This is a genomic window from uncultured Thalassospira sp. (assembly GCF_963976115.1).
Lineage (GTDB): Bacteria > Pseudomonadota > Alphaproteobacteria > Rhodospirillales > Thalassospiraceae > Thalassospira.
Window position 1 is genome coordinate 178,067 of record NZ_CAXBJJ010000001.1, and the last position, 25,044, is coordinate 203,110.

Here is a 25,044-nt window from a genome sequence, read left to right on the forward strand (position 1 = left end):
AATCAGTGACCATATTGGACACCGGGCAACCACAAGGCGATCTGCGGAAACGCCATCACAAGGACCAGGGCCAAAACCATGATCAGCACAAACGGCGTAATGGATTGATAAATGTCTTTAAGGGTGACTTCGGGCGGGGCCATGGCCCGCATCAAAAACAGGTTGTAGCCAAAGGGCGGCGTCATATAAGCAATCTGGCAGGTTATGGTATAAAGCACGCCGTACCACACCAGATCAAAACCAAGATGCCCGACCAGCGGCACATAGAGCGGCGCCACAATCACCAGCATCGCGGTATCATCGAGGAACATGCCCATCACGATAAACGACACCTGCATCAGGATCAGAATTTGCCAGGGGCCCCAGCCCATTTTATCGACAAATAAATTCTCGATCGCGCGCACTGCCCCAAGCCCGTCAAACACCGCCCCAAAACACAGGGCCGCAAGAATGATCCACATAAACATGCAGGTAATGGACAGGGTTTTGCGCAGGGTTTCTTCCATCACATGCGATGTCAGGCGCCGCTTGAATATGGCAGCAAGCGTTGCCGCCAACGCCCCCACAGCCGAGCTTTCAACCAGCGAGGTATAGCCCATCAAAAACAGACCGGTCATGCAAAAGAAAATGAAAAGCGGGATCAAACCGGCTTTTAACAGGCTGATCTTGTCCGACCAGCTAACCGCCGCCCGTTCTTCAACGCTAAGCGCCGGTCCCATTTCCGGTTTCAGCCAGCACCGCACGACAATATAAAGAACAAACAACCCAGCCATCATCAGGCCGGGAAAAACACCCGCCAGCCAAAGCTGCCCAACGGGCTGGCGCGCAATCATGCCATAAAGCACCAGAACCACGCTGGGCGGCACCAGAATACCCAGCGAACTGCCCGCCTGAATAACCCCTGTGACCATGATTTTATCATAGCCGCGCCGCAACAGTTCGGGCATGGCGATACTGGCCCCGATGGCCATACCGGCAACGCTTAACCCGTTCATTGCCGAAATTGCCACCATCAAAACGATTGTGCCAATTGCCAGGCCGCCGCGCACCGGCCCCATCCAGACATGGAACATGCGGTACAAATCATCGGCAATGCCCGATTCAGACAGCATATAGCCCATATAAATAAACAGCGGCAGGGTCAGAAGCGGATACCACTTCATCAGTTTCATTGCCGCACTAAAGGCCATTTCAGACCCGCCATCGCCCCAAAGTGCAAGCGAAAAAACCACGGCAACAACACCAATCGCGCCAAAAACGCGCTTGCCAGTCAATAACAGCAGCATCATTGATGCAAACATCAACAAGGCAATCATTTCATAACTCATTCCAAAACCTCCCCGCGAATACGGGCAAGATCCCGAAAGAATGTCGCAATTGCCTGAAGCAGCATCAAAAACACGCCAAACGTCATGATCATCTTGATCGGTGCCATCGGCGGCGACCAACTGGAATAACTGGTTTCGTTATATTGCAGCGCATAAGAGGTAGAGGAAATGCCGCCATAAAGCAGAAAGGCCAGATAAAAAACCAGCAGCAAAATGGTGAAGCAATCCACAATGGCCTGGGTCTTTGGCTTCCACGATCCGTAAAACAGATCCATGCGCACATGGCTATCTAGCTGCATGGAATAGCCACCGCCCAAAAGAAAATAGGCGACCATTAAAAACTGTGCCGTTTCCAGCGTCCAAAGGGCTGGAAACAGAAAAACCTTGGTAAATGACGAATATAAAAGAACCGCCAGCATCGCAAAAATCAGATACATGGCAAACCGCCCGATAATGCGGTTTATCCGGTCCACCCACCGGACATAGACTTTAATCACTTCAGGCATCTTTATTATCCCATCCCCCGATGTCTTGGTCTCTATGCGCGGGCCAGTTCTGTTAAAACCGGCACATCTGATTTTATATCCAGGCAGACCAAACGCGGTGTCGTACCCGCAACACCGCAAAAACTACCTTGCGTTGCAGACCAGGTTATTTGACGATGAAAAAAGCCATAAAGCACCCGTCACCAAGGCAGCATACCTTGATGTGGACCGATAAGAATGATGCAGAAAAAAAGCATCTGCTTGCTGGCAAAATCCCATATGACGTCAACCCCTGCATTGCCGAAACAATGGACGTTACGTTTATGCCGCCTCCCAGGCGATCAACTGCCAATTCAGGCAGCCATTTTTAATTCGCGCCACCTTTGATGGCATAGGGCATGTTTGCCTCTATGTAATGGACGTTACATGAAGTGGTTTTAAATGACAAGATTGTTAGTTGATGTAAAATTCATTACAATTCCATCCAAGGTGATGTGACAAATTCTGCAAGATCGACTATAGGAGGCGTCCCACCGGAAGAAACCTTCGCCAAAATTTCCAATTTCCAGCCCCATCACACGGGAACCAACGATTTGGATGCCACGGAAAAAACCACCCGCCCCAGTGTTGCCGAACTGATTACGCAAAAGGCAGATGCCCTAACCGCGTCTGAACGTAAACTTGCACAGGCATTGCTAAGCCATTACCCCATGGCGGGCCTTGAAACCGTTGCCACCTTTGCCGAACGTTGCGGGGTGTCGGCACCGACGGTTTTGCGGTTTGCAGGCAAACTTGGGTTCGAAAGCTATCCTGAAATGCAATCGCGGTTGCGCGGCGAGCTGGAAGCCCGGTTGCAATCTCCGCTCACGCGCAGCGCCCTGCCCCGCGCGGCTGTCGCGGCCAGCGGCCATCCGATGGGTGAATTGCTCCATCACATGACCGATGCGATCACATCTAACATCCGCTCATCGCTTTCAAACATCGCCCCAACCGAACTGGAGGGGGCTGTAAACCTGCTGGCGGACAGAAAACGGGCAGTTTATGTGCTGGGCGGGCGGTTTTCATCGGCCCTGGCGGTTTATGCCTACGAACATTTGCGGTCCATGCGCGGCAATGTGCGCCGGGTTTCAGGGCAAAACACCAAATGGACCGAGGATTTGCTAGATATTGGCAAACGCGATGTCCTGCTGGTTTTTGATGTGCGCCGTTATCAGCACGATGTGATCACCTTTGCCGAAACAGCATCGAACCAGGGTGCCAAGGTTATTTTATTTACCGATCAGTGGCTCAGCCCGATTGCCCGGTTCGCCCGGCATGTTTTCCCGGTCAGAATCGAAACCGCAACCACCTGGGACAGTGCAGCGGCAAGCATGGCCCTGCTTGAAACCCTGCTTGAAGGAGTTGGCCGCGCCGACCCCGACCATGTCCGTGACCGGATCGAACATCTGGAAAGACTACGCCGTCGCCCGCCTGGCGGATAATGAACCACAAAGGCACACGGCCCTCACCAGCTATTTAAGGGCGGTGACGCACAAATTATTGAAACAACACGCCAGCCAAGCTAGCTTGGCCCCTTGTTTAATCCATTGCGGAGACACCCCCATGCATCCCTTCTTCATTTTCGTGAAATGCGAACTTGGCAAAGCCTATGACGTTGCCGCCGCACTGGTGGAAGAGGTCGAAGGTGTTTCCGAAGTTTATTCGATTTCCGGCCCGTTTGAATTGCTGGTCAAAGTCTATATCGAAGACGGACAGGATATTGGCCGCTATGTGAACGAAAAGATTCACGCCCTACCCAATATCAAAGACACCCAGACCATCATCACCTTTAACGCGTTTAGTTAAACTCAGCCAAACGGCGTTACACGACAAGGTCTTGTTCCAAGGCAGCATTTCGATGCTGCCTTTTTATTTGCTGATTCATTCCCGAATGATGCAGATCGCAACGAATCTCTCCAGCCGCCAGCCGTGCGCCACTCAATAAAATGCCGGGACCAAACATTTAGAACCTTAAAATTCAATCACCACGGAAGGCGCATTGCGTCGTGCCTCGCCATGGTACACAGCTTCGATATTGTTTCCATCGGGGTCGAGCACAAAAGCGGCATAATATCCGGGGTGATAGGTCCGCTCTCCTGGTGCCCCATTATCTCGCCCGCCATGGGCCAGCGCTACGCGATAGAAAGTATCCACTGTCGCCCGGTCCTTGGCTTGAAAGGCCAGGTGATGGCGTCCTGTCAGTGCACCTCGTGCCGCCGGGCTTTCTGCCGAAGACACGACGAGTTCATCAGCCCAGAAATATCCGTCGGTCGTGCCGACGATGGGAATCTCCAACACGGCCAACGCCGCCGTATAGAAGTCCTGGCTAGCCTCTAGATCGCGCACTACGAGCTGGATGTGGTCAATGAGCCGACCACGATACAGTTGGGTGATTTCCATGTTGGTTCTCCCCGCAAAATGGGCTTGTGAAGTTTTTCTTAAGCGGCGATGTGAATAATAACAGGCAAACTTCTGCAACATGCAACACTCCACCGTGAGAGTTCGCTGTGGCAAACATTCCAGCATTCAAGAATAAATACTGCAATCGGCGGCAAATGGCCGACAAGGAGGGATTAAGCCCCCGGCTTACTGAAAAAAATATACGATATTTCAATTATTTATGCAAAATCAAACCGGCAGCGTGTCCCGAATTGTGTACCAAAATCGAGGACAAACCGTATTTCAACCCGGCGACACCGGTCGACCAAAATAGATAGGCCACGTATAAGACGTTGATTTCAGGTATTAAAACGAAAAAGACCCCCGTTAAGGGAGCCTTTATCACTGGCGGGCAAGGAGGGATTAGGGGGCATAACTTGCCGAAAAATTATTTGTTTTATTTCAATATATTAATCTAAATCGAACCACTCAACGTGTACCAAAATGTGTACCAAACCGTGTACCAGACTGAAAACAGATTGACGGCAATCTCGCCCTGCTTTAGGAAAGAACAAAACAGGAACATTTGAGGCAGACCAATGGCCGATAACCTCAATTACAAATGGGACGATATTACAGACCTGCACGGGTTTGCGATGAATGACGACCACTGCAACATCAGCTGCATTCATTGCGGATATTCAGCCAAGCTATATTTTGGGCCGCTGTTGATCAAGCACGGCCCCACCTTCAAAATGGGGCCGTATCTTAAAAACCTGCGCTGTTCGCAATGTAACGACCGGGGTGCAACCCCGCGTACCAGTTCTCATTACTACAACCGTGAGAAAGCCCCGTTTTTCTGCCCGATCAGCCATAAATCAATTTATGACTGCCTCAAAGGTGCTTGCAAAAAGGGATGCACCCGCCCAGCCCTGCCAGAAATGGGCGAGTTTCAAAAATGATCAGTCCTTATTGACCAATTCCCGAACCGCAGCCAGTTTGCCCTTGCAATCGTCGTGTGCCGATAACAGCCCGACGATATAACGCCCCACCTTTTGATCAGTTACAGGGGTATCAGGAACAGCAGGACGTACATCACAGGTCAGCAAGGCCGCAGGGATATTCGGCTTTACAAATTCAGTCCGCGTCACCACTTGCGGTGTCGCTGCGCAAGCGGTCAAAAACCCCGCGCACAGCAGGCCCCACGCAGCCATCAACCGGTGCATCATTTACCCCCTTTAACAGTTCTGAAAACTTGGTTTCCGCCTGCTTGCGCCGCCGCTGTTCGCGTAATATCGCCGCATCTGCCGCCGCACGATCCGCCTGCATACGTTCAATGGTTTTCAGGTTCGCGGCATTGGCGTCGACCAAAACCTGATAACGCGCCTGTGCTGCATCGGCACGGGCATTAGCAAGCCGGACCTGATAGGACCATAAAAAACCAGCGACAAGGAGAACCCCGCCGCCGATCAGAAACCAACGCCCGTTCGCCATCACAAACCGCGCTGCCGTGATAAACCCCATCGTCACCAGCCCTTTTTCATTTTGTCGAACCAGCCCCAGATGCTGGTGACATAGTTGATTGTTTCCCTGCTATGCCGCCCCGTCACATCTGGCAAACAGGCAACAATGCGATCATAAAGCACCGCCCCATTGCATTTGCGTTGGGCGGTAAGCAAATGCCCCAACCCGGCATTGTAACTGGCAAGCGCCAGACTATGCCGATCCCATTCCGGGCGCGGGCTTGACCACTCCGCCCGCAGCTTGCCCATATAAAAAGCTGCCGCCTCAATAGAGAGACGCGGCACAAAAGCCGATGCATCTGGCGGCAATTTGGCAGGACCAATAACCCCCGCCCAGGTGCCGGACATAAACTGACACAGCCCCATCGCCCCGACCGGCGAAACAGCATCTGGCACAAGACGGCTTTCCTGCCAGCACTGCGCTTTTAAAATGCGCCAATCCACCCCCGGCATGTACCACCCGGCAGCTTGGCGAAATTTCAGGTCATACCGCGAAGGTAATGGCGATTGCGAATAGGAAACAGACGGCCAGAATGCGGCAACCAAGATAAATCCCAACAGCATGATCGTTTTTTTCATCACTCACCCACCGTTTGAAATTGAAACCAGTTGCCCAGTCCAGCAATCGCAGCACCGCCCAGGCACAAAAAAAGGCCGCCGAAGCGACCAACAAACGGGATAGAAACCCCGAGCCGATAACAGCCAACATTATAATCGCTCCATAAACAGACATAAAAAAAACGCCAGCCCAAAAGACTGACGACAACCAAAACACCCGGCCAATAGCCAAACAGGCGTTATTCTTTCGGCGCTTGCCTTGCTACATAGGTTTGCAATATCCGGTCCACCAACGCCTCGGCCCCACGCGGCCCCAGCCATCCGCAAATGCCGATCACGGCAAGAGACTGATCGCCGTCCAGTGTCAAATATGCCGCGATGCCAGCCCCGACGATGGCGCTAAACGCGGCCGTTGGCACCTCCCACAAAAGTTCCCACGACCAAAACCGGCGCTGCCCCAACCGTACAAGCCGCTGGTGCCACAATAACCGCGCCACCATCGCAATACCCAGTGCCCCACCCCAACCGCGCACGGCGGAAATCCAGTCTTGCCCGACATCAGGCGGCAATTGATTCATTCCATCCACCCTCAAAAAAGCACCGCACTTTAACTAAAAAACCCGCATATAAACCGCAACGCCACGCGATCTCGGCCGGTTTTCACCCGCAGTGGGCACGATAAGAGATGCGTCTAACTGCCAGTAAGGGACAGTCGATGCCGCTTGATTGTTAAGGACAGCCTTTGAACCCGCAGATATTTTGAATGCGCCGGTTGGGGGATACCCTGCATCGCTCTTCCACGCGCCATCCCCATACACATTCCGAATGGCATCATCCAGCACTTCACCGGGATCGCCAGGACGGACAAACCTCTTTTCCGTCTCAATCAAATGGACTGTCCGACCATTCAGGGGGCTCCCTGAAACGCTAATAATTGCAGTGGCAGTAACTCCCGACGCATCACCAACAGCAGGGTCATAGGCACCTGCGTCAACCACGTTTTGCCCCGTCAATTTACCCTCATTATATTCTCCGGCTCCGGTCAAATCGGCGCAAAGCCGGATAAAATTCGCCGATTGCGGCTGGCTTGACCCCGTTAACTCCAGGCTTACAAACTGGAGTCCACCGACCGGAACACCCGCGATGTTCATGATTTGCGTGGACAATTCGACATCGCCGCTAATATCATTTCGACGTAACAAGGCGCTGGACAAATCCCCATGATCAATCCACGCCGTATTCGCTGCATTGCGCTGTTTCAAATGCCCGGTATTTGAATCTGCCCACCACATAAACGGGTATGTTGGCGACGGGGCTGTATCACCGGAATTATTGGTAACCAGCGCCGCCAACGCCGCATTAATATCGCCACGTACCGCAATACCGGTATTGTTGGCGATTTGCATGTCATGCTGTGCCATTTACCACCCCCGTTTTTTTGCAGTTGTCGTCATCCAGTTCGTCAAAGACGCTGGCACAACTGGCACAATGCCCCCGTCAATCAGGGCTTTTGCCAGATCATACAGCGCCTTTTCCGCGCTGGGGATTTGCCCTTCAATCGGCATAAACCGCGCTTCCCCGGCTTGCCATTTATAGGCCCCCACCTTCAAATCAATATCGGCGGACACAATCACCCGGCCATCGGCCTCACTTTCCGGTATGGCTTCAACCCCCAGAAAAACATCGTTGTCATCCAGTACCGCCACCGTGACGGTGGCAGTATTTTCAGTCTCACTCATTTGAAAAACCTCACATCAACGCATCGGCGCGGACCCGCACCTGTTCAACATCAACATTGTAGGATTGATCTGATACCGTCAGGCGCGTTTCAAACTGGCACCCCCGGCAATAAACCTCGGCACTGTCCAGCCGTTGCCAGGCGGACCATTCCGCGCCACCATCCGCCGGGTTATCTGGCGTGGTGCGATACCAGACCACGGCATCACCTTCTGCCGAAACTTCGCTGTCCCAGCTTGTCCAGCTATCGACCATACCAGACCGCTGATCAACGGCATCAATCACCGACACCACCGACAGATCAACAATCGCAGTCAACCGGCGGCGTACCATATCGCCAAAATCAAACCCGCTGGCATGGCGATAAGACCCGTTGGAAAGAATACCGCCCATCGCATCGAAATTGGCGATATCGTCAAAATCAGGAACATCATCAATCACGCCCGCGCCAGACAACCGCAACCCGCCATCCTCCACCCCGGACCCGTCAAATTCCCCGGCCCAAAACGGGCCTTCTGAAAGTTCCGAAATATTGGCAAAGGGCAACACGGTTGCCCCGTCCGTCGCCACCCATGTGGCATCCGAAACCGTGCCGCTGCTATCAATGAATTGCAGCAAATAGCAACCGGGCTTAAGCGGCAAAACCGCCATTGTGTCACTACCCGAAAGCACATCTCCAATACTGCTACTTTGCGAAATTACAGGGTCGGTAACGGCGGGGCTCCACCGGAACCGGCATTTACCCCCTTGCAACACGTCAAGGTCCGTTGATCGATCCCAACGCAGCAGGGCATAGCCCCCGGTGGTTGAAATCGTTAACCCCGTCGGGGCCGATGGCACCCCGGCCAGCCCGTAAATCTCCTTGCGAATTTGGGCGCTTTCGCTATCCGCCCCAACCCGGTTGACGGCATAAACGCGAAAGTCATAAACACCAGGCGCAAAGTCAAACACCTCCACCACCGGCGAAATGCTGATCGGTAAATCCGTCCAGTCCAGAACCCCCAGTTCCCGATAGGAAAACTGGTAAGATGTTACCATCGCATCGGGTGACGCCCCGGCAGTTAACACCGCCTTGGCCTTCACCCCTGATCCGTCACGGGTGGAATATAAAACCTCGCTGACATCAAGCCCGTTGGGCGGCTCCACATCGCCCATACCGGGCAAGGTGCTGGCCGCATTGGCCGCAACAATCACTTCCTCATCAACATCCCAGTCATAGGTTTGCGGGCTGGTTTCGCGCAAGGTCAGGTCCACCCCGAAATAAGGCACATCCCCATCATCACGCACCGCCAAATTCCAGCGAATCACTTCAAACGGTTTTTCAACCCACCCCCACGAGGCGCGGTTAAATTTGACCACGTCGCCCACAGTCACCTGAAAGGCAAACAGGTTGCATTTCAGGTCTACCTGCACTTGCTGGCGGTTTTTCAACAGGGCTATTTTCTGCAATCGCTGCCCGGCGGACACACTATCGGTAAACAGAAATTCCCGATCTACGGCAATTTCCTGCCCACCATCTTCTTCAATGAACACTTGCGATTTAAGCACCGGCAAATCGGTCGGCTGCCACAAAGTTTTGGCACTGGCATAAACCCCGCGCACCACGTTAAACGTGTCGCGTTTGGACTGTCTGGCCTGCACCGATATCGCCCCGGTTAACCAGCTTTCATCAATCGTAAGGGTTGGCGACCGATAGGCCCCGGCCAGTATCTTCCACTTGCCCCCGGCATTCACCACAAGCCCCGCACCGGGATTGATCAGTTCTTTCAGGTTATCACCAACCGGATTGTCGGTATCGATCACGCCATTGACGACATAGCGTTTTTCCGTGCCGCCATCAGCAAGGGGAATATCTTCATCGCTGATATTGGCCGACGCGATCAGATCGTCGGTATCAACATCGTCCCAGTCGGCATCAATACCAAGCGGGATCGCGATATAGTCGGCAACGCACAAACCCCAATTATTGCTATAGCCCCGCTCGCCCGTGCGCGGGTCCAAAATATCGTTCTTGCCTTTGACAATGCATTTGATCTGGGGAATCCCGCCTGCATATTTGTTATTGTCCCAACGCAACCGCGCATACAGCTTGGCACATCCTGCTTGCCGGTGTGTCGCTGTCCATTCGGAATGATAAGACCGCATCGCCGCAAGCAAAGCGGCATCGCCGGCATCCGTTCCGTCTCCCTTCCAGAACGTTGCATACCCCTGATATTTGCCTTGTGCTTCGCCCGCCCCGCCACCGGACAAAACCACCGTATCGCCGAAATAAATATCCCCGATTTCTTCAACCGGATGGCCCGCCAGCGTGATTAGAATATGCAAATACCGTTTGTTATCGGTTACCGCCAAATAGGTAATCGGCCCGGAAACAATCGTTTCCCCATAGATAATCCTGCGCGATGTAATCGGCTGTCGCACCATCCGCGTCGAACTGCCAAGGCTGGATAAATCCCCCGCGCTCGCCTTGGGTTTCTTGGCAAAGATCATCGCCCCGGCATAGGAAATTACAGCACCGACGACGGCACCGGCAATCGCCGCGACCCAGCCCGCGACGAACGCCGCAGCCGCCGCCTGCGCTGCCGATGCCGCCGCCGCCGCTGCAACCGCAATTGCTACCTGTGGCATGTTTCAAACCCTCCAGGCACGCAGCCCATCTTTCAACGGCACATACACAAGGCCCGCCTTGCCCTGCACCGCCCACGCTTTTCCCATGCACACGGCCAGCGCCGGGCCATCATCACTGTTCACCAGCCCGCAATCACCCCGGCGCGCAAACAGGGGCGGCACATCGCCAAACCCGCAGGCAGCAAAAGCCGTGGCGACAGTTTTTTCCACCCCACCCCCGGCATAATCACGCATCACACGAATGGCACCGGCCCGGTCATGGCACAGCCCGCGCAACCCATCGGCGGGGTCAATGCCGGTGATCGCCAAAACCGCGTCACAGGCGGTTAAACAACAGTCAGATTGCCCCCACAAAAAAGGCCGCGTTCCCGCGACCTTGTGCCAACCCTCCAACAACATTTCCCAATGCGGCAATCGCTGCGCAGCCTTGTTATCCATCAAAATTACCCCAGCCCTTGCCCCCACGAAATTTCCATTTCCTGCAAGCGCGTGACAAATTCAAACCCTGAATCGCCGGGGTACTCTGCTTTCTGGTCCTGATCGGTATAGCGCCGCGTCCGCGCGCGTTCCAAATCCACCAGCGCATTTTCCGCCGTCAAACCAATGACGCAACTTGCGGCATCATCGGTAATAACCGGCACATCGGTTTTGCCGGAAAACACCTGTAAAGGATCACCCACCAAAGCCCCGTCATCACCCATCGCCGCGATCAGAATTTGCGCTGGCAGCCCTTGGCGGATTTGACGCAAAGCCATGTCAACCAGTTCCGGCGAAACCCCCGACAGGGAAAACGTCACACCGTTGGCCTGCACATCGGCGGTTTCGGTAATCTCTGACACGCCAAGAAAATCCCCGCCCCCCAGCCATTCTTCCCCGGCATAAGCAAGGCTACCGATACCCGACCACATCCGCACATCACCTTGCGCCGTACCAATTCGACACAATACCAGCGGGCTAAGACTGGATGCCGTAAACTGCCCCGCCAGGTCCGCATTAATATCTCGCGTCATGCCAAAACCTCGACCGCACTAAAAGTTATATTTTCCACCCCGGTCCGAACACTTTCCATTTCAGGAATATTGCCCGAAACATAAAAAACCGATTGCGGTGTTTCTATTTCAATGGGTGCAAGGGTGGCGGGCGAAGCCGTCAAACGCGGCCATAGCAAAAGCATTGCCTTACCATCTTCGTCACTATCCGCATCTACCAGCACCCGATACATCCGCGATGAGGCTTCCGACCCAAGGCCGATATAATCGCCGGCCTTCAAAATGCCTGTCACGCCCGCCGTCCAACCCGATGTTTCCAAAGCCGCACCAAGCTGCCCGGCCCCGTCCACAACGGGTGATCCGGTGGCAACCCCACGCGGCCCGAAATAATCTTTCGGCCCCATCAGAAAATTACCTTCTGACCCATTCAACGACAAAAAAAACGCCGCCCATTCTGCCGCGTGCGCGCGATTGCGCAGCTTGGGCAGCGTGATATCCGCCGCCCAAGCCTGCCCTTGAAACACTTGCACCTGACTTTGAAAAGTAAACGGGCTTCGCGTGCGCGCAACAGCAGTTTGGTTTTTCCAGCGGATCGACTGCACACCGGGGCGGGCAGGAAGCGTCAAAGGATAAGTGATCATATGCGCGAATCCCCCCTTCGCTTTTGCAAATCCCGAACCGTGCCAACCGACTGTTTAACCGACTGATCAATAATCGCCTTGATCTCGCTTGCCGATAATGTCGAGTTTCGCGCATCAACCTGAAACATGGGCGCATACGTAAATTTCTCACCCGCGCTCTGATTGCTTGCACTTCCGCCCGTCGCCATTTGTGCCAACGATTTCAAACTGGTTGCCGTGTTTTGTTGCTGCACCTTGGTTAAAACCCGTTCATCATCCAGCGCAATAATCGCCCGTTCGTTATGGGCAAGCCCAACATTGCCGCCCTCATGCAGGCGCGGTACGCCGTCAAACGCCGCAGCGCCAACCGTGCGACTGCGACCGCCCCGGCCAATATTGCCACCGTCATGGTAAATCCCGGCGGTATAGCTGGTGCCAAAATCGGCCGATCCGGACAGCCCGTTTGACGCAGACGATGAAACACCGCTTGATCCACCAAACAGGCCCGAACCGATAGAAGAAAACAGCCCGCCCCAGTTAAACCCCGACACGGCATTTTCTAACGGCTTGGTCACAGCCATACGCAAAATAATCCGCGCAATATCCTGATCAAGGGCTTTCAAAATATCGCTGAATTTTTTCCCGCTAATCACAGCATCCTCAAATGACCGGCTGATCACACTGCCAAAATCCCGCGAAAACTGCCTTGCATCGCGCGCCGCCTCGGCTGTTGCTTCTTCCGCCTTGCGCAGCTGTTCCAGGTCCTCAACCTGTTTGCTGATCTGGTCACGCTGCTTTTCCGACAGCGCAATACCCCCTTCGCGCGCGATGGCCTCGGCTTCCAAAATGGCACGCAGCTTTTTGCGCTCTATCCCTTGCACCTGCAATAACCGTGTTTCCTGCGCAAGCGCTGCAATGCTGGCATCAATTTTGCCACGCGCCTCGTCCTCAGCCTTTGCCTTGTCATTCAATTCGGCAAGGGCCTGTTGCGCATCGTAATAGGCACCGGCAAGGTCACTTATTTTTCCCGCTTGCGCATCATTTGCCTTAATTCCGGCTTCCTGCAAGGCATTAAAAATCGCCTGTTCGCGGGATGTACGGGTAAGCTGGTCTTGCTGAAATTTCAGCTTTTCAATCACCTTGGCAATTTTATCAGCCTGGTCTGTGTCGCCACCTGACCCGCCACCACCGTCGCTGCTACCAGGTGTCACAAAGCTTTTTTCATCATTCAGCTTTGCCAGCGTTTGCTTTAAATCCTCCACCTGCTTGTCGGCTATTTCGATCTGGCTTTCCAGCATGATTTCACGGGCCTGCGACCCAACAGGCCCGCCTAAAATACCGTTGCCAGACCGCGTATTGCGCGCTTGCACCAGCTTTAATTCAGCCTTCGCCTGTTCACCCGTCGCAATCGCGGCCGCCAACCGTTCCCTGGCTTCCGTCCGCGCATTCTCTGCTGCCTTCGACGATATTTTATTTCCGCTTTGCAAAACCCCGTTCAGGCGCTCAATCGCGTCCTTATGGTCGTCAGCTGCCTTTTCAGCTTCTGTTTGCGTTGTCGAAAGGACATATATCGCCCCGGTCAAAACAGCAATCGCGGCGCCAACAGGACCACCCAACAGGGCTAATGCACCAGTCGCCAAACGGGTTGCAGCTCCAAAAGCCGTCACCCCAATCGCTGCAGCCCGGCTCGCACCGGCCATCTGTGCAAGCGTCACCTGATAACGGATGTTTTCCAGCGCAGCCAACCGCGCGGCAAGGGCCGCCGCTCCCATGCTGGCGACCATCGGCCCCAACAACCGACCGGCGGCAACAGCCCCCACCAGGGCAATCACATCGGCCAGCGTTGAAAGGTTTTCGGTCAATCCGTTTACCGCATCGGTGGCAAGGCCCAACGCCCCGGCCATGACGTCAATCGCCCCACCTTGCCCAATGGTGACATACAAATTATCGATCGAATCTTTCAGGTTCGAAAAAAGACCCGAAAGATTTTTCATCTTCTCGGCCATCGCACCACCAAAATTGGCGCGCGCCAAATTCTGTAAATATGTTTCAATTTCGTCGGCGTTTTTGCCGATTTCTGTCGTGATCCCGCGAAAGGTAAGGGCAACCTGATCACCCTGCGAACTGGCCTTAATGCCAAATTCCTTAAGCCGTTCAAATTCGCCGGTGGTGGCATCGGCAACGGCTTCGATAAAATCCATGATCGACTTGCCATCAAACGAACTCGAAAGGTCACCATAGGCAGTCAAGGCATCGACAGACGGATCAAGACCAAGATTTTTCAAACGAACAAACGCTGTCGTGACTTCCGAAAGCTGAAACGGGGTTTCTTTGGCAAAAACCCGCAAATCGGCAAAGGCCGCATCCGCTGCGGCGACCGAACCCGTCGCAACCTTTAGGGCGGTCTGCATATCCTGAAACTGCGTATTAACCTCGGCAATGCCACTGGCGATCTGGGCAACACTAAAACCAACACCCAGCGCACCAAGAATTTCAATCACGTTGCTTGCCGAAACGCCCAGACCCGATAAGGCGGTACTGCCAGAATCAGCAGCACCCTCGATCCGTTCAAGGGCAGCCTGCCCATCTTCGCCCAGACCCAAAAGGGCGCGGCGTACCGTGTCGCCATCGCGCAGCGACAGCCGGATCGAAACTGTATCACTCGCCGACATCGTCATTCACCCTTTCCGCAATCGCCGCCAGAAACCCCTGTTCGGCATCGGGCAATAAACGCGAAAGAATTTCCACGTCATAGCCGCGCAGTCGTGCCAGTTCGATCAGGGCGGGCATATCAAGGCCAATCACCCCGCCCATGCCCCCGGTGCGCAATTGTGTATACCCGGCACAAATAATATCCCAGGCAGCAAACCCGTCTTCGCTTTGCGGCTCATTTTCCACATAAGGGCACCGGCAGGTTTCACCATCGGCAGTCTTGCCAACCCCGCCACTCGCACAGGGCGCACCGCTTTCCCGGCACCCCGCGCAATATTCGGGGCCGCCACCAAAATGCCATTTGGCACGGCCCCTTAAACGTTTCCCTCGGCAACAACCTGCATCAGGGGCTTGGTAAATTCGCGCATAAACACGTCTTTAATGTCGCTATGCAGCAACACATCGCGCAGGTTTTCAGTGGTGATTTTCCCAATCTCACCGGCATCGGTTTTTACACCGTCGCCATCCCATTCAAGGATTGCGGCTTTCGCCAGGCACTGCACATATACAAACTGGCGCACCCCGGTGCACCAGTCAGGGTCAAGCAGCTTTTTTTGCAAATCGGCAACGTCATGCTCCACCATCAGCAAATCATCGCTGCCATTAATAATGTCGCCCATCACACGGGCAGCCATGGATCGCGCAGCCTCCACCAGCGGTGTGGTGCAAGGCCGCACCTTGACGCGCACCATCGGGTGCAGGTCAATCCAGTATTGTTCACGCGGCAAACTAAGTTTGATCATCACCATTCCCCCATAACAAAAGGCGGCCCGGTCAAAACCGGAGCCGCCAATATTTTCAACCGTCCCCATATGGGTACAGTTACCTATTTTTTATGGCCACCCGGCACCAGCTTAAAAACCGACTGCCCGACTTTCTGGCGGTCCAGCCGGTCTTTCATCGGTCCCCAGCCGCCCTTGGCCATCCATTCGTTAATCGCTTCACGCGGGAACAGTTTGCGCCCGTAAACATCGCGCAACACCGTGGTGTTAGGGCGGCTTTCGCAATACCGCGTCAGGGCGTTGCTGATCGCCTGAATAAATCCACGCGGGCGGACCTTAACACCCTTTTCAATCGCTACCTGCAAGGCCGGAACCGACGTTACCGCGCCAATTTGCGGGTTACAGGCAAGCTGCTGTTCCACCAGTTGTGGCACAATCTGGCGGGTAAATTCCGCCATCGCCTCCATAACAAACTTTTTCACCATCTGTTCAATGCCAACCGATGCCTGCATCCCGTCGCCGCGCACCGCCGCCCCGTGCGTCCAGTAATCATGCAACGCAATGGCCGATTCTTCCTGATAGAGCACAATACGTTCCCGCTTCACCGGGTCGCCAATCTTGTTCGGGTTGATCGATGCCAGCCACAAGGGCAGTTTACGAACAGGCATTGAGATCATTTGTCGCCCCTTACCATCACCACCAACCGTGGTGATATGCCCACAGTTGAATTTGCCACTTTCCGAAAGCAGCTTTTTCCGCTGTGTTGACCAGTCAATCCCCATACCATCACAAACCGACCGCATCGCCACATAAGGCACACCGTCATGGTCAAAGGTCAGCAATTTGTTGCCATGAAACTCCAGAACAACCAGATCACTGCCACCGGGATTATCATTGGTCGGGTTAAATTTACGCGCGGTTTGCATGGCAGGCCCCCTGCATGGAATTTACAGTCAATGCCGACAAATCCGCCCGCAGGCTGTTCATTTGCCGGTTTAACAAATCGGTCCCCTGTTCGGTCATGCCGATAAAATCAGGTGTGATCCAGCTAAACAGCACATCCACCTTGATCGACAATTCTGCCAAATCCCGCGCCGGTGTCACAAGCAACTGTTCTTCCAGCCATTCAATCAGGTGCGATCCATCATCCCCGTCACCAATATCACACAACCGCATATAAGTGCGGTGCAAGTCCGAAACGCTGGACAAAGCAGCTCCGCTTTGTATATAATCACCCATGTGATTTTTCCTTTATCACAAAGTTACGATCTCAAACCCTCGGTGTGTCAGCACCGGGGGTTTTCTCTTTGGCGTCACAGGCCGCCTCAACGGCCTCCCGGATAATCTGGGCCCGCGACGGAAAATCATCGCGCCCCCTGCGAAGACCATCCAATTTTTGGATTAATTCGCTATCAACCCTCATTTGAAATTGCTTTGATTTTATCATGTAAGTTCACCCCTGTGGTTAACGTGGTGTACATTACACCAAGTTGACCAAGTACGTCAATGTCTGTAACTACAAAAATAAGAATAGGAGGATGAGATGGACAAAGGCGCTCGCTTTGGAATGCGTGTCTCCACTGATTTTATGAATTTGGTCGATAGTTGGCGCAGACAGCAAACTGACATTCCCTCACGCGCCGAAGCCATCCGCCGCCTTGTGGTGTTCGGAAACGCCTTTGATGTTTCTGACGTAATGACTCTCGTTGACCTGGTCAGCGCCGCAGCAAAAGGCCCGCTTGACGAGGAAACCGTCAATCAGGCCACGGAATCGGTTCAACGCATTACCACCCGCCTCGATAACGCCTCACTGGTGCATGAAGATATCGAGATCGAGGAGGCTATAAAAAAAATGAAATTGTCGTTCACCCGCGAAGACTTAATGAAACACCCCGGCCCCGATATCAGACCACCAAAGCACTGGAACACGAAAAAAACCGATCGCTAACCGCAGGCATCTTGCCCGACCGAAACCATTAAATTTTGACTCCCGTTTAAAAATGGAATTAACTTCATCCCCTGATTGCAAAACCGGGGGATTTTTATGCGCACTCTCATTGCCGTGGCTATTATCGCTTCGCTGGCTGGCTGTACGACGTACGACAGGGCGCGGGCCAGCAATTTCGAACCCCTACCCGATGGTAAATTTCGCTTCCAGGCCGACAAACTTTATCCCTATACCGATCAGGACCTGATTGGCTGGCTGGAAACATCCCTGAAAGAAAACAACTATTGTCCAAGCGGCTATGAAATCACCGATAAAAAAGAAGTGGTCCGCGCCGAAACAATGCTTGGTACAGCAAAATCCCAGATATTTTATGGCCGCTGCAAATGACCACATCCGATCAACCGACAACCACGCCAGAAACTTTCAACCCGGGCCCGGCTCTCCGGTCTGGCCTTAACCTGATATGGGATATCGAATATGCGGATCGCGATGGTGTTGTCACGAACCGCCGCATTACGGTCAAATCTCTCCATGGTCAGAAATACCCGAAATTCGCCAAAGCATGGTGCCACCTTCGCAATGAAGAAAGGCACTTCGACCTCTACAACATTCAATCCGCCACCGAAGTATTAAGCGGCCAGCAAATACCAGTCACATACCAGCTTTTGACATTTCTGAATGATCAGGCCACCCGATGGCACCCTGTCGAGCCACCGATAAGCCTGACCATCACAGACGCCGAAGGACGAGTATGGCTGTTCAAAGCCGAACACGTCAGAGCATTCCAAAGCAGCGCAACCATCAGAGGCCACGGGCAGGTCATCAAGAGCGACAAGCAACGCAAATGGTCCGGCACCAAATCGTTTTACGCGAACATGTGCCAGTCAATTGCCTTCACCGAAACCGGCGAGGATGTTGGTGACATAGATGCATTCTTGTCGTCACTTGTCTGATCAATAGCTTTCCACATCATTCACCAGCGTTGCCCGCAGCATATAATCATCATCCGGGTCATTGGCGGCCTGCCAGTTATATTCCGCCGAAATACCACCGGGTCCGTCAATCGACTGTTTCGGTTTGGGTAAAAACACCCGCGGCAAACTGAATGTCAGGGCATAACCTTCACTGCCCGGAATGGACCAGCCAAATTCCATCGCCACCGGCGTTTGCGCCGCCACAGCATCGCGTACCGTTGCATCCGACGCATAACGCAATGTCACTGATCCGGTTGCCGTGGCCTCGCCTTCATCCGCTCCGTCAATCTTGTTATCGGACCGGATGGTTTCCACGGCTTCCAGATTATTGGAAAAACTGATACTTCCCGCCATCACTGATGCCAGTTGCGACCCGCCCAGTTTGACAGAACCCGTCCCTTGCGAAAACCGTTGCAATTCATATTCAGCAGGGGTGGCATCTTCACTGGTTGCCGCTGCCGTTTCGCCCTGTGCAATATTATTGTTCAGGGTCGCGTTAACCGGGCCGGATCGCGACATATCAATTTGAAACCCGCCAAGTTTTAAACCAGACACCATGTTAAACACCGGCACCGACAGCGCGGGAAAACCTGTTTGAACCGACAGGCTGGGCAAGACCCCGCCTGATGTGAAAACATGGCTATAGGTGCCATCTGCGTTATCGGTGGTCACAGGCGCACCAAAGACGCCCTTAAGCCAAAACCCGAACCCACGCAGGTCAACCGGAACCACAATGTCACCATTGACTGTTACCGGTTCATAATATGGATCCTGTGCATTGCGCCCCTGCCCCAAAAGCGCATCGGTTCCAAGGGGCTGTTCCGCCCCCACAGCGGTCGATTTAAACGACATTTTCGAATAAACACCGCCACCCGAACCATCGGGTGCGGTGCCATACACCGTTTCAAATGCACACAAAAGGGTGGCGTCCGCGCCAAGGGCACGCTGCTTTGCCATTGCAAATACTCCTGTTAAATGAAATTAGCCAAGCGCCGTTGGCGCGGTATAGTCCATAACCACCGGCACAGTTCCTGCCTTGATGGTGGCGGCCCCCTCTATCGGTTCATCAATAATTTCCGGCACGTCACAGGCGGCAAAATCAACCACGCCGCCCAAGGTCGGGTCAGCATCAATCGCCGCGGCGAGCGCCACCAGAATGGCATCAAATTGGGCATCCCGTGTCACGGCATCATTGCCCTGCACCAGCACCATAATTTCAGCCCTGTGTGAAATCTCGTAACGCAACGGCGACAAAACCGGGTCCGCTGTAAATGTCCCGTCGCCCAGGTTAACCAAACCCCCATCGGGGATATCATCGGGTTCCGGTTCGTTGCGTTTCACATCGGGTCCGGCAACCCCTTGTATCGCGGCAAACAGGGCCTTCAAGGCCGCTTCGCGTTTACTTTCGGCCATTACGCACCCTCAAATTTCGGATGATGTTATGAACAGCAACCCGCGCCCCATACCTTTCGGCTTCTTCCACATCAAACCGCTTTTCCAACTTTACCTGCCGAACAATGAAGAACATTGGCACCGTGGCAACCCCGCGCCCATAGGCACCGTTTTTAAGCCGACCGCCATTTTTACGCTGGCGCGACACCTTTCCACCCGCCTTGATGCCAACCCCATCAACAACCAATAATGATGCCCCTCTGGTCCGCCGCACCAGCCGCAACTTTCCGTACCGGGATACCGGGAAATTTGACGGGCTGATGCGTTTTCCATCCACGCCTTTTTTCGGGGCATTGTCGGTCGGAATAGCCAAAGCAAACGTTTTTTTACCGCGAATCAAAACACCCTTGTCAAAGGCATCTACAATTTTGGGGGCTTTGGTCCAAATCAGCGCAGAGGCATTAAAACTGTTCACTCCCGCCTTGGGATAGGCTTTGCCGCGCCAGCTATTGGCAAGGCGCTTTCCCATCCCGGCATTGCGCACCTGGGCCCTTAAATGCTCTTTAACCTGCGGGGATGTTTCGCGTATCCCCTGCGTTACCGCCCTTTCCAGTTCGTCGGATGTGGCTTTCATCACCTTGCGCAAATCCCGCGAAACGTCGACACCGATCCTCATGTTTCCACCAACCCAAAGCGCCACACCTTGCGCGTACTGCTGCCATGCGGCTTTTCGTTAATGGTATATGTCACCCCATCAATCACAAACCGGTCGCCACGCTGGGGCTGCACCACATCACCGGCGCGCACTTCCACAATCATGCTGGCCGACACGGTATTAAACCCCATCACCGCCGCATCTGTATCAGGCGACGAAACAATCACCCGCACACCCGGCACGGCCTCGCCTTCCTTTGGCAGGTAATCTGCCGATGTTGAAACAAACGGGTCATTAAAAACCGCGTCAAACACGCCATCAAACATCACCAGCCCCCATAAAAACGGGCGGGGAAATCCCCGCCCGCCGTCGCATCACCAACCGTTTATTTTATCAGGCCGGGGTTACTGTCCCCACCCCGGTATTGATCTTCACCACCACACTGGTTGCGGCACTTTCTGCGGCTTCCCACGCGGTGCAGGCACCCGTTACATCCCCCTCTGCGGCAACCGCAGACGACGGCACAAAGGCCGATGCCGATGCATCAAAAGCCACGGCGTCACCCTGGACAATCGCAGCGCCTGCCGTTTTAGGCAAACTGAAAACGCCTGTCATCGTCACAGTACCGCTTTCACCATCGACAATATCAACCGCAGCAACGCCGATCTGGCTGCCCACCACAACAGGCGAACCCGAAGCAATCGTGCTGCCCGTCGCATTCACAAACAGCAGGCTACCACCTGCCTGAATATAGTTTTTCATTGCATCATTCCTGTTTTGCAATTCACCAAACGCGAAACCGGGCAGCCATCGCCACCCCGTTTTCGCTTTATCCCGTCAAACCAGATCAGGCACCGGGGTTGTAATACCCGCCATAGGTGCCGGTTGCGCCAGCGGCAAAGTCATGCACAACGCGCATTTCAAAGCCTAGATAATCAAACCCTTCCTTAACCATGACCTGTGGCGCTTCCGCCCCGTTCAAATAACCATAGGCAATGACTTCCTCGGCATTCGGATCGCAAAGCGTATACCAGTGATTGCCATCAATTTCGGCATCGGCAACAACTTCCAGCTTGCCGGTAAACGGGTTCACCTCGCCAGTGGTTGCCGCAAGGATCGACGACATCACCTTTTCTGCTTCGGTTTCCTTGTCCGGCCCAACCAGCAGAATTTTAGCCATAAGGTTAAGTGTCAGGCCATCGGGCGTTTTCTGCTTGCGCATCGCTGCGCGTGCCTTACCAAGATTAGCCACATCAATCACCGTGCCAGTGGCGGCCTTGTTTTTATGATCAACGTGGAAAATCGCTTTACCATCGGCCATCTCGATACCGGCACCGGAATTGGCATTCAGGACTGCAAAAACAATCTGGTTTTCCTGCGCCGCGATCCGACGACCAACTTTGCCCGGCATCCCGGCAATCGCCCCCAGATTGTCGTTGATCAGCAAATTGCGACCAAATCCAATCTTCCGCGCCCAGGTATCAAGACGCATAGTTTCTTTGCTTTCGGAAAAAGTCCCGGCTTTCACCTCACCGTTTTCGTTCACCTTTTCAAGCGCTGGAAAATCGCCCGCGCTCAAAAAGCTATGCGGGCGAAAATCGGCAAAGTTTTTCCGTGCTGCAAACCGGCGATAGGACGGGTTGGCAATTTGGTATTCATTGCGCAAAACCATATTGACGGAATCAGCCATCAAATAGGGAAAATCGCTGGTTGAATGCAGCGCGGCACGCGAAATCATTTCGCGGTTCCGCGATTTAACCGGATTGCCACGCGACGCAAGGCTTTCTTCCGCAATCGCCATTGGGCCATAGCCCCGGTATTTTTCTGCCATGCCTTCCAGCTTGACGGCATTTGGCGACATGGAATGCGCCATTGCCACCACCAGCGCAGACCGCACCCGCGCAGGATCCTCATTCGATGCACCAAGGGCAATATGATTGCGGACCTCAACACCGCCATCACCCCCGGCATCGGCCAGCGCATCCAGTGCGGCACTGCGTACCACATCAATCGTGCTGCCAGCATCAATATGACGGGTCACAAATTCAGCATCAAGGCGGTGCCGGGTGGCAATGCCCTGAATATCAACAATGCGCTGGCGTTCGCCGGTAATTGCTGCGCTGCGTTCCGCAGCCACATCAACATTGTTGGCCTGCCCCTGCGGGGCGGGCTGGGTTCCATTTTCCGGCTGCTGCCGTGCATCAATAACATTGGGCATGTTTGGTTCCTCTATACCATCGTCAAGATCGGCGCAGCGCGCCGCCAGTTCCACCACTTCAACGGGGGCATCATTGCCCCCGTTACGAAAACCGGCCCCGGCATCTGCCGGGACCGCCACCAATGAAATCTCCATTAATTCCCAGTCAACCGCACGATAGACCGGTAATTTGCCTTCCTCGCGGGTGATTTCGTATTTGTAAACGTGATAACCAATTGACGTATTGGTCAGGATACGGGCCGCTACCTGCCGGTAAACCCGCTCGGCAATTTCATCGCCCCGGTCTAGCTTTGCCCTCGCAACACCTTTGCCATCGCGAATTTCGCCAGACAGGATCGCGCCCGCCAGGCTATCAACACTATTGCGATGATCCCGCAAAAGCGGGACCGCCCCGTTATTCAAACGATCCAGCCGCACATGACCGGGTTCAAGCGAAAGGACTTCCTCGTAAACCTGATCTTCCCAGAAATCGTACCGCCGAACAGCGGCCCCTGTTGTGAAAATCAGCTCAACAATACTTTCGTCCTGCTCACCCTTTTCATTTAGAACAGGCACAACCGTTGCTTCACGCAACTGCATCGGCAGCTGCGTCTTGCGCTTTTGATCTGGCATGAAATCAGTCCTCTATATTGGTCGGCGGCAAAACCGTGCCGTCGGGTCGTGCCTGTGTCAGGCCGGTCCGGCTCACTTTGCGCGGGTCAATATCCAAAACCAGCCCGTTGTCATCAAACAACTTGTTGGCGCTGGCAATGTCACGGGCCATCGTTTTCGGGTTGTAACCCTGTTCACGCACGGCTTGCGGCCAGCTTTTGAAACCGCTTCTCACCATTTGTAAAAGCGCGGTTGTGTCCTTGGTCGGGTCAATCATTTCATGGCCTGGTGGCGTATGTTCGGCGGCAATCGCCCCCGCTTTCCACAGCCCGGCCAATTCGCCAGCCTTGGTAAATTCCCGCCACACCGGTTCACAAAATTGCGGGATAAAGCACAACCATTGCCATTGCTCAACCAGACGGCGAAAATCAATCTTGCCCGCCCGCAGGCTCGAATAATTCGCCCCGGTCAAATCCCCTGTAAGCTGGTCATAAGTGACACCACAGCCAACGGCGATGGCCCGCAAATAGGTTTGCGATAGCAGAACATGCGCTTCCGACTTGCTCGGGTTGGCAAACTCCACACTTTCGGAATCTTCAATATAAAAGATCGATCCCGGCTCAAGTGTTTCTTGCCGGTGCGTGCCTTTCTGGTTTGCTTTGCCGGTTAACGGGTTTCCGCCAGATCCCCGCACAAACGCGGAAAAACAGGCTTCAACCTTTGCTTTCATCAACAGGGCACCATGATAATCCTGCAAATCGCGCAGGGCCGTCATCACTGAATGCAGCGTGGTCACCCCCCGCACCTGCCCAGGTCGCTGCATGTTGTACAAATGAATGATTTGCCCGGCGTCAATCCGCATCGATGTCAGGTTATTGCCAACCACATGCTGGTAAGTTTCGCCCGGATGTTCCTTGAAAATCCAATAGGCAATTCGTTCACCGCGCTTGTTAAATTCAATGCCCTGAACAATGTAATTGCCATCACCCAGCGGACCATTTTTCGTATGGTCGAGATAATCCGCCTCAATTACCTGCAACTGCAACGGCACCGTTAGGCCAAGCCGCGCAGCATCGGCCCGTGATCGCGACCGCAGCCTAACCAGAACCTCGCCAGTTTCATGCTTGGCAATGTCAATCAAACGCTGCAAACCATAAATATTGGTGCGGCCATCGGCATCGCATTGCGTGGTTTCGGCCCATTTTGCCCATGCGGTTTGCTGGGCTTCATCAATCTTTTGATCGCCGGTATTGGCTTGGCTCACAATGCCCGCCCCGATTTCGTTGGCCGCCATAATATCGACCATGCGTTTGGCATAGGGGTTATCACGCACCATTTGCCGCGCCCGGTTGCGCATAACAACAAGGCCGCCACCAACTTCTGAATTTGGCCCGCCCGACCCCGACACCCAGCCATCATCTGTTAGCCGCCGCCGTGCCGCTTCATAGGACCGAACAACGCCAAGGGCCTGCCGCGCTTGCGCCCGGCGGACCCCGGCAACCGGGTCAAAAAACCCGATCACTTTGTCTAATGGATTAATCCCCAT

The 25,044-nt window shown here is 54.0% G+C and carries 30 protein-coding genes; 6 read left to right on the forward strand and 24 right to left on the reverse strand.

Going from position 1 to position 25,044, the window contains the following annotated elements; genetic code table 11:
• Positions 1–2: 2 nt before the first annotated feature.
• Positions 3–1,328, reverse strand: coding sequence for a TRAP transporter large permease subunit (locus tag AAC086_RS00820; protein ID WP_339774185.1), 1,326 nt, complete (start codon positions 1,326–1,328; stop codon positions 3–5).
• Positions 1,325–1,834 carry a TRAP transporter small permease subunit gene (locus tag AAC086_RS00825; RefSeq protein ID WP_339774186.1) on the reverse strand — a complete coding sequence of 170 codons (510 nt, stop codon included), beginning with the start codon at positions 1,832–1,834 and terminating at the stop codon, positions 1,325–1,327. The genes AAC086_RS00820 and AAC086_RS00825 overlap by 4 nt, the downstream gene beginning before the upstream one ends.
• 572 nt (positions 1,835–2,406) lie before the next feature.
• Here AAC086_RS00825 and AAC086_RS00830 point away from each other — a divergent pair.
• On the forward strand, positions 2,407–3,294 hold the full coding sequence (locus AAC086_RS00830; RefSeq protein WP_339774188.1) for a MurR/RpiR family transcriptional regulator: 888 nt from the start codon (positions 2,407–2,409) through the stop codon (positions 3,292–3,294).
• 121 nt (positions 3,295–3,415) lie between these two features.
• Positions 3,416–3,658 (forward strand): Lrp/AsnC ligand binding domain-containing protein, encoded by a 243-nt coding sequence (locus AAC086_RS00835; protein WP_085586171.1) that lies wholly within the window; start codon positions 3,416–3,418, stop codon positions 3,656–3,658.
• Between the two features lie 165 nt (positions 3,659–3,823).
• Here the strand turns inward: AAC086_RS00835 and AAC086_RS00840 are convergent, their stop codons facing one another.
• Complete coding sequence (locus AAC086_RS00840; protein ID WP_339774190.1) at positions 3,824–4,333, reverse strand: VOC family protein; 510 nt, start codon at positions 4,331–4,333, stop codon at positions 3,824–3,826.
• Positions 4,334–4,830: 497 nt separating this feature from the next.
• Between AAC086_RS00840 and AAC086_RS00845 the strand changes: the two genes are divergently transcribed.
• Positions 4,831–5,193 (forward strand): hypothetical protein, encoded by a 363-nt coding sequence (locus tag AAC086_RS00845; RefSeq protein WP_339774191.1) that lies wholly within the window; start codon positions 4,831–4,833, stop codon positions 5,191–5,193.
• A gap of 175 nt (positions 5,194–5,368) precedes the next feature.
• Here the strand turns inward: AAC086_RS00845 and AAC086_RS00850 are convergent, their stop codons facing one another.
• The 14 genes from AAC086_RS00850 to AAC086_RS00915 all read right to left on the reverse strand — a co-directional run bounded on the left by AAC086_RS00850 (position 5,369) and on the right by AAC086_RS00915 (position 16,959).
• Complete coding sequence (locus AAC086_RS00850; RefSeq protein WP_339774193.1) at positions 5,369–5,755, reverse strand: hypothetical protein; 387 nt, start codon at positions 5,753–5,755, stop codon at positions 5,369–5,371.
• A 2-nt stretch (positions 5,756–5,757) separates the two neighbouring features.
• The gene (locus AAC086_RS00855) at positions 5,758–6,333 is read right to left on the reverse strand and encodes a transglycosylase SLT domain-containing protein (RefSeq protein ID WP_339774195.1); all 576 of its coding nucleotides are present in this window, start codon (positions 6,331–6,333) and stop codon (positions 5,758–5,760) included.
• A 218-nt stretch (positions 6,334–6,551) separates the two neighbouring features.
• Positions 6,552–6,890, reverse strand: a complete 339-nt coding sequence (locus tag AAC086_RS00860; RefSeq protein WP_339774197.1) for a phage holin family protein — start codon at positions 6,888–6,890, stop codon at positions 6,552–6,554.
• Positions 6,891–6,923: 33 nt separating this feature from the next.
• The gene (locus AAC086_RS00865; RefSeq protein WP_339774199.1) at positions 6,924–7,733 is read right to left on the reverse strand and encodes a hypothetical protein; all 810 of its coding nucleotides are present in this window, start codon (positions 7,731–7,733) and stop codon (positions 6,924–6,926) included.
• Positions 7,734–8,051, reverse strand: coding sequence for a hypothetical protein (locus AAC086_RS00870; RefSeq protein WP_339774201.1), 318 nt, complete (start codon positions 8,049–8,051; stop codon positions 7,734–7,736).
• A gap of 10 nt (positions 8,052–8,061) precedes the next feature.
• Positions 8,062–10,677: a hypothetical protein gene (locus tag AAC086_RS00875; RefSeq protein WP_339774203.1), complete on the reverse strand. Its 2,616-nt coding sequence runs from the start codon at positions 10,675–10,677 to the stop codon at positions 8,062–8,064.
• 3 nt (positions 10,678–10,680) lie between these two features.
• Positions 10,681–11,115: a hypothetical protein gene (locus AAC086_RS00880; RefSeq protein ID WP_339774205.1), complete on the reverse strand. Its 435-nt coding sequence runs from the start codon at positions 11,113–11,115 to the stop codon at positions 10,681–10,683.
• Between the two features lie 5 nt (positions 11,116–11,120).
• Positions 11,121–11,687 (reverse strand): hypothetical protein, encoded by a 567-nt coding sequence (locus AAC086_RS00885; RefSeq protein ID WP_339774207.1) that lies wholly within the window; start codon positions 11,685–11,687, stop codon positions 11,121–11,123.
• The gene (locus AAC086_RS00890) at positions 11,684–12,307 is read right to left on the reverse strand and encodes a hypothetical protein (RefSeq protein WP_339774209.1); all 624 of its coding nucleotides are present in this window, start codon (positions 12,305–12,307) and stop codon (positions 11,684–11,686) included. Before AAC086_RS00890 ends, AAC086_RS00885 begins: the two co-directional genes overlap by 4 nt.
• Positions 12,304–14,964, reverse strand: coding sequence for a tape measure protein (locus tag AAC086_RS00895; RefSeq protein WP_339774211.1), 2,661 nt, complete (start codon positions 14,962–14,964; stop codon positions 12,304–12,306). The genes AAC086_RS00890 and AAC086_RS00895 overlap by 4 nt, the downstream gene beginning before the upstream one ends.
• Complete coding sequence (locus tag AAC086_RS00900; RefSeq protein WP_339774213.1) at positions 14,945–15,184, reverse strand: hypothetical protein; 240 nt, start codon at positions 15,182–15,184, stop codon at positions 14,945–14,947. The genes AAC086_RS00895 and AAC086_RS00900 overlap by 20 nt, the downstream gene beginning before the upstream one ends.
• Positions 15,185–15,312: 128 nt before the next feature.
• Entirely contained in the window at positions 15,313–15,810 is a 498-nt protein-coding gene (locus tag AAC086_RS00905) for a hypothetical protein (RefSeq protein ID WP_339774215.1), read from the reverse strand.
• Positions 15,811–15,824: 14 nt separating this feature from the next.
• Positions 15,825–16,646 (reverse strand): phage antirepressor N-terminal domain-containing protein, encoded by an 822-nt coding sequence (locus AAC086_RS00910; RefSeq protein ID WP_339774217.1) that lies wholly within the window; start codon positions 16,644–16,646, stop codon positions 15,825–15,827.
• On the reverse strand, positions 16,630–16,959 hold the full coding sequence (locus AAC086_RS00915; protein WP_339774219.1) for a hypothetical protein: 330 nt from the start codon (positions 16,957–16,959) through the stop codon (positions 16,630–16,632). Before AAC086_RS00915 ends, AAC086_RS00910 begins: the two co-directional genes overlap by 17 nt.
• A 304-nt stretch (positions 16,960–17,263) precedes the next feature.
• On the opposite strand from AAC086_RS00915, the gene AAC086_RS00920 reads away from it, so the two are divergent.
• The 3 genes from AAC086_RS00920 (at position 17,264) to AAC086_RS00930 (ending at position 18,621) form a co-directional block, all read left to right on the forward strand.
• Entirely contained in the window at positions 17,264–17,668 is a 405-nt protein-coding gene (locus tag AAC086_RS00920) for a hypothetical protein (RefSeq protein WP_339774221.1), read from the forward strand.
• A 96-nt stretch (positions 17,669–17,764) separates the two neighbouring features.
• On the forward strand, positions 17,765–18,055 hold the full coding sequence (locus AAC086_RS00925) for a hypothetical protein (protein WP_339774223.1): 291 nt from the start codon (positions 17,765–17,767) through the stop codon (positions 18,053–18,055).
• Positions 18,052–18,621: a hypothetical protein gene (locus AAC086_RS00930; protein WP_339774225.1), complete on the forward strand. Its 570-nt coding sequence runs from the start codon at positions 18,052–18,054 to the stop codon at positions 18,619–18,621. The genes AAC086_RS00925 and AAC086_RS00930 overlap by 4 nt, the downstream gene beginning before the upstream one ends.
• Here the strand turns inward: AAC086_RS00930 and AAC086_RS00935 are convergent, their stop codons facing one another.
• The 7 genes from AAC086_RS00935 to AAC086_RS00965 form a co-directional block, all read right to left on the reverse strand.
• Positions 18,622–19,599, reverse strand: coding sequence for a phage tail tube protein (locus tag AAC086_RS00935; protein ID WP_339774227.1), 978 nt, complete (start codon positions 19,597–19,599; stop codon positions 18,622–18,624).
• A 24-nt stretch (positions 19,600–19,623) separates the two neighbouring features.
• Complete coding sequence (locus AAC086_RS00940) at positions 19,624–20,055, reverse strand: hypothetical protein (RefSeq protein ID WP_339774228.1); 432 nt, start codon at positions 20,053–20,055, stop codon at positions 19,624–19,626.
• A complete protein-coding gene (locus AAC086_RS00945) occupies positions 20,042–20,710 on the reverse strand; it encodes a DUF6441 family protein (RefSeq protein WP_339774230.1) in 669 nt (222 codons plus the stop codon). Before AAC086_RS00945 ends, AAC086_RS00940 begins: the two co-directional genes overlap by 14 nt.
• Positions 20,707–21,015 carry a hypothetical protein gene (locus AAC086_RS00950; RefSeq protein WP_339774232.1) on the reverse strand — a complete coding sequence of 103 codons (309 nt, stop codon included), beginning with the start codon at positions 21,013–21,015 and terminating at the stop codon, positions 20,707–20,709. The genes AAC086_RS00945 and AAC086_RS00950 overlap by 4 nt, the downstream gene beginning before the upstream one ends.
• A 67-nt stretch (positions 21,016–21,082) precedes the next feature.
• Complete coding sequence (locus AAC086_RS00955) at positions 21,083–21,451, reverse strand: DUF2190 family protein (RefSeq protein WP_339774234.1); 369 nt, start codon at positions 21,449–21,451, stop codon at positions 21,083–21,085.
• 85 nt (positions 21,452–21,536) lie between these two features.
• A complete protein-coding gene (locus tag AAC086_RS00960) occupies positions 21,537–23,519 on the reverse strand; it encodes a prohead protease/major capsid protein fusion protein (protein ID WP_339774236.1) in 1,983 nt (660 codons plus the stop codon).
• Between the two features lie 4 nt (positions 23,520–23,523).
• Positions 23,524–25,044: a phage portal protein gene (locus AAC086_RS00965; protein WP_339774238.1), complete on the reverse strand. Its 1,521-nt coding sequence runs from the start codon at positions 25,042–25,044 to the stop codon at positions 23,524–23,526.

Coding starts and splice junctions, on each gene's coding strand:
- AAC086_RS00925 (WP_339774223.1), top strand. CDS start 17,765: ATGCGCACTCTCATTGCCGTGGCTATTATCGCTTCGCTGGCTGGCTGT.
- AAC086_RS00915 (WP_339774219.1), bottom strand. CDS start 16,959: ATGGGTGATTATATACAAAGCGGAGCTGCTTTGTCCAGCGTTTCGGAC.
- AAC086_RS00855 (WP_339774195.1), bottom strand. CDS start 6,333: ATGAAAAAAACGATCATGCTGTTGGGATTTATCTTGGTTGCCGCATTC.
- AAC086_RS00865 (WP_339774199.1), bottom strand. CDS start 7,733: ATGGCACAGCATGACATGCAAATCGCCAACAATACCGGTATTGCGGTA.
- AAC086_RS00850 (WP_339774193.1), bottom strand. CDS start 5,755: ATGGGGTTTATCACGGCAGCGCGGTTTGTGATGGCGAACGGGCGTTGG.
- AAC086_RS00885 (WP_339774207.1), bottom strand. CDS start 11,687: ATGACGCGAGATATTAATGCGGACCTGGCGGGGCAGTTTACGGCATCC.
- AAC086_RS00895 (WP_339774211.1), bottom strand. CDS start 14,964: ATGACGATGTCGGCGAGTGATACAGTTTCGATCCGGCTGTCGCTGCGC.
- AAC086_RS00870 (WP_339774201.1), bottom strand. CDS start 8,051: ATGAGTGAGACTGAAAATACTGCCACCGTCACGGTGGCGGTACTGGAT.
- AAC086_RS00825 (WP_339774186.1), bottom strand. CDS start 1,834: ATGCCTGAAGTGATTAAAGTCTATGTCCGGTGGGTGGACCGGATAAAC.
- AAC086_RS00890 (WP_339774209.1), bottom strand. CDS start 12,307: ATGATCACTTATCCTTTGACGCTTCCTGCCCGCCCCGGTGTGCAGTCG.
- AAC086_RS00920 (WP_339774221.1), top strand. CDS start 17,264: ATGGACAAAGGCGCTCGCTTTGGAATGCGTGTCTCCACTGATTTTATG.
- AAC086_RS00935 (WP_339774227.1), bottom strand. CDS start 19,599: ATGGCAAAGCAGCGTGCCCTTGGCGCGGACGCCACCCTTTTGTGTGCA.
- AAC086_RS00955 (WP_339774234.1), bottom strand. CDS start 21,451: ATGAAAAACTATATTCAGGCAGGTGGTAGCCTGCTGTTTGTGAATGCG.
- AAC086_RS00960 (WP_339774236.1), bottom strand. CDS start 23,519: ATGCCAGATCAAAAGCGCAAGACGCAGCTGCCGATGCAGTTGCGTGAA.
- AAC086_RS00965 (WP_339774238.1), bottom strand. CDS start 25,044: ATGGGGATTAATCCATTAGACAAAGTGATCGGGTTTTTTGACCCGGTT.
- AAC086_RS00820 (WP_339774185.1), bottom strand. CDS start 1,328: ATGAGTTATGAAATGATTGCCTTGTTGATGTTTGCATCAATGATGCTG.
- AAC086_RS00910 (WP_339774217.1), bottom strand. CDS start 16,646: ATGCAAACCGCGCGTAAATTTAACCCGACCAATGATAATCCCGGTGGC.
- AAC086_RS00950 (WP_339774232.1), bottom strand. CDS start 21,015: ATGTTTGATGGCGTGTTTGACGCGGTTTTTAATGACCCGTTTGTTTCA.
- AAC086_RS00835 (WP_085586171.1), top strand. CDS start 3,416: ATGCATCCCTTCTTCATTTTCGTGAAATGCGAACTTGGCAAAGCCTAT.
- AAC086_RS00840 (WP_339774190.1), bottom strand. CDS start 4,333: ATGTTGCAGAAGTTTGCCTGTTATTATTCACATCGCCGCTTAAGAAAA.
- AAC086_RS00905 (WP_339774215.1), bottom strand. CDS start 15,810: ATGGGGACGGTTGAAAATATTGGCGGCTCCGGTTTTGACCGGGCCGCC.
- AAC086_RS00930 (WP_339774225.1), top strand. CDS start 18,052: ATGACCACATCCGATCAACCGACAACCACGCCAGAAACTTTCAACCCG.
- AAC086_RS00845 (WP_339774191.1), top strand. CDS start 4,831: ATGGCCGATAACCTCAATTACAAATGGGACGATATTACAGACCTGCAC.
- AAC086_RS00880 (WP_339774205.1), bottom strand. CDS start 11,115: ATGGATAACAAGGCTGCGCAGCGATTGCCGCATTGGGAAATGTTGTTG.
- AAC086_RS00940 (WP_339774228.1), bottom strand. CDS start 20,055: ATGGCCGAAAGTAAACGCGAAGCGGCCTTGAAGGCCCTGTTTGCCGCG.
- AAC086_RS00945 (WP_339774230.1), bottom strand. CDS start 20,710: ATGAGGATCGGTGTCGACGTTTCGCGGGATTTGCGCAAGGTGATGAAA.
- AAC086_RS00875 (WP_339774203.1), bottom strand. CDS start 10,677: ATGCCACAGGTAGCAATTGCGGTTGCAGCGGCGGCGGCGGCATCGGCA.
- AAC086_RS00860 (WP_339774197.1), bottom strand. CDS start 6,890: ATGAATCAATTGCCGCCTGATGTCGGGCAAGACTGGATTTCCGCCGTG.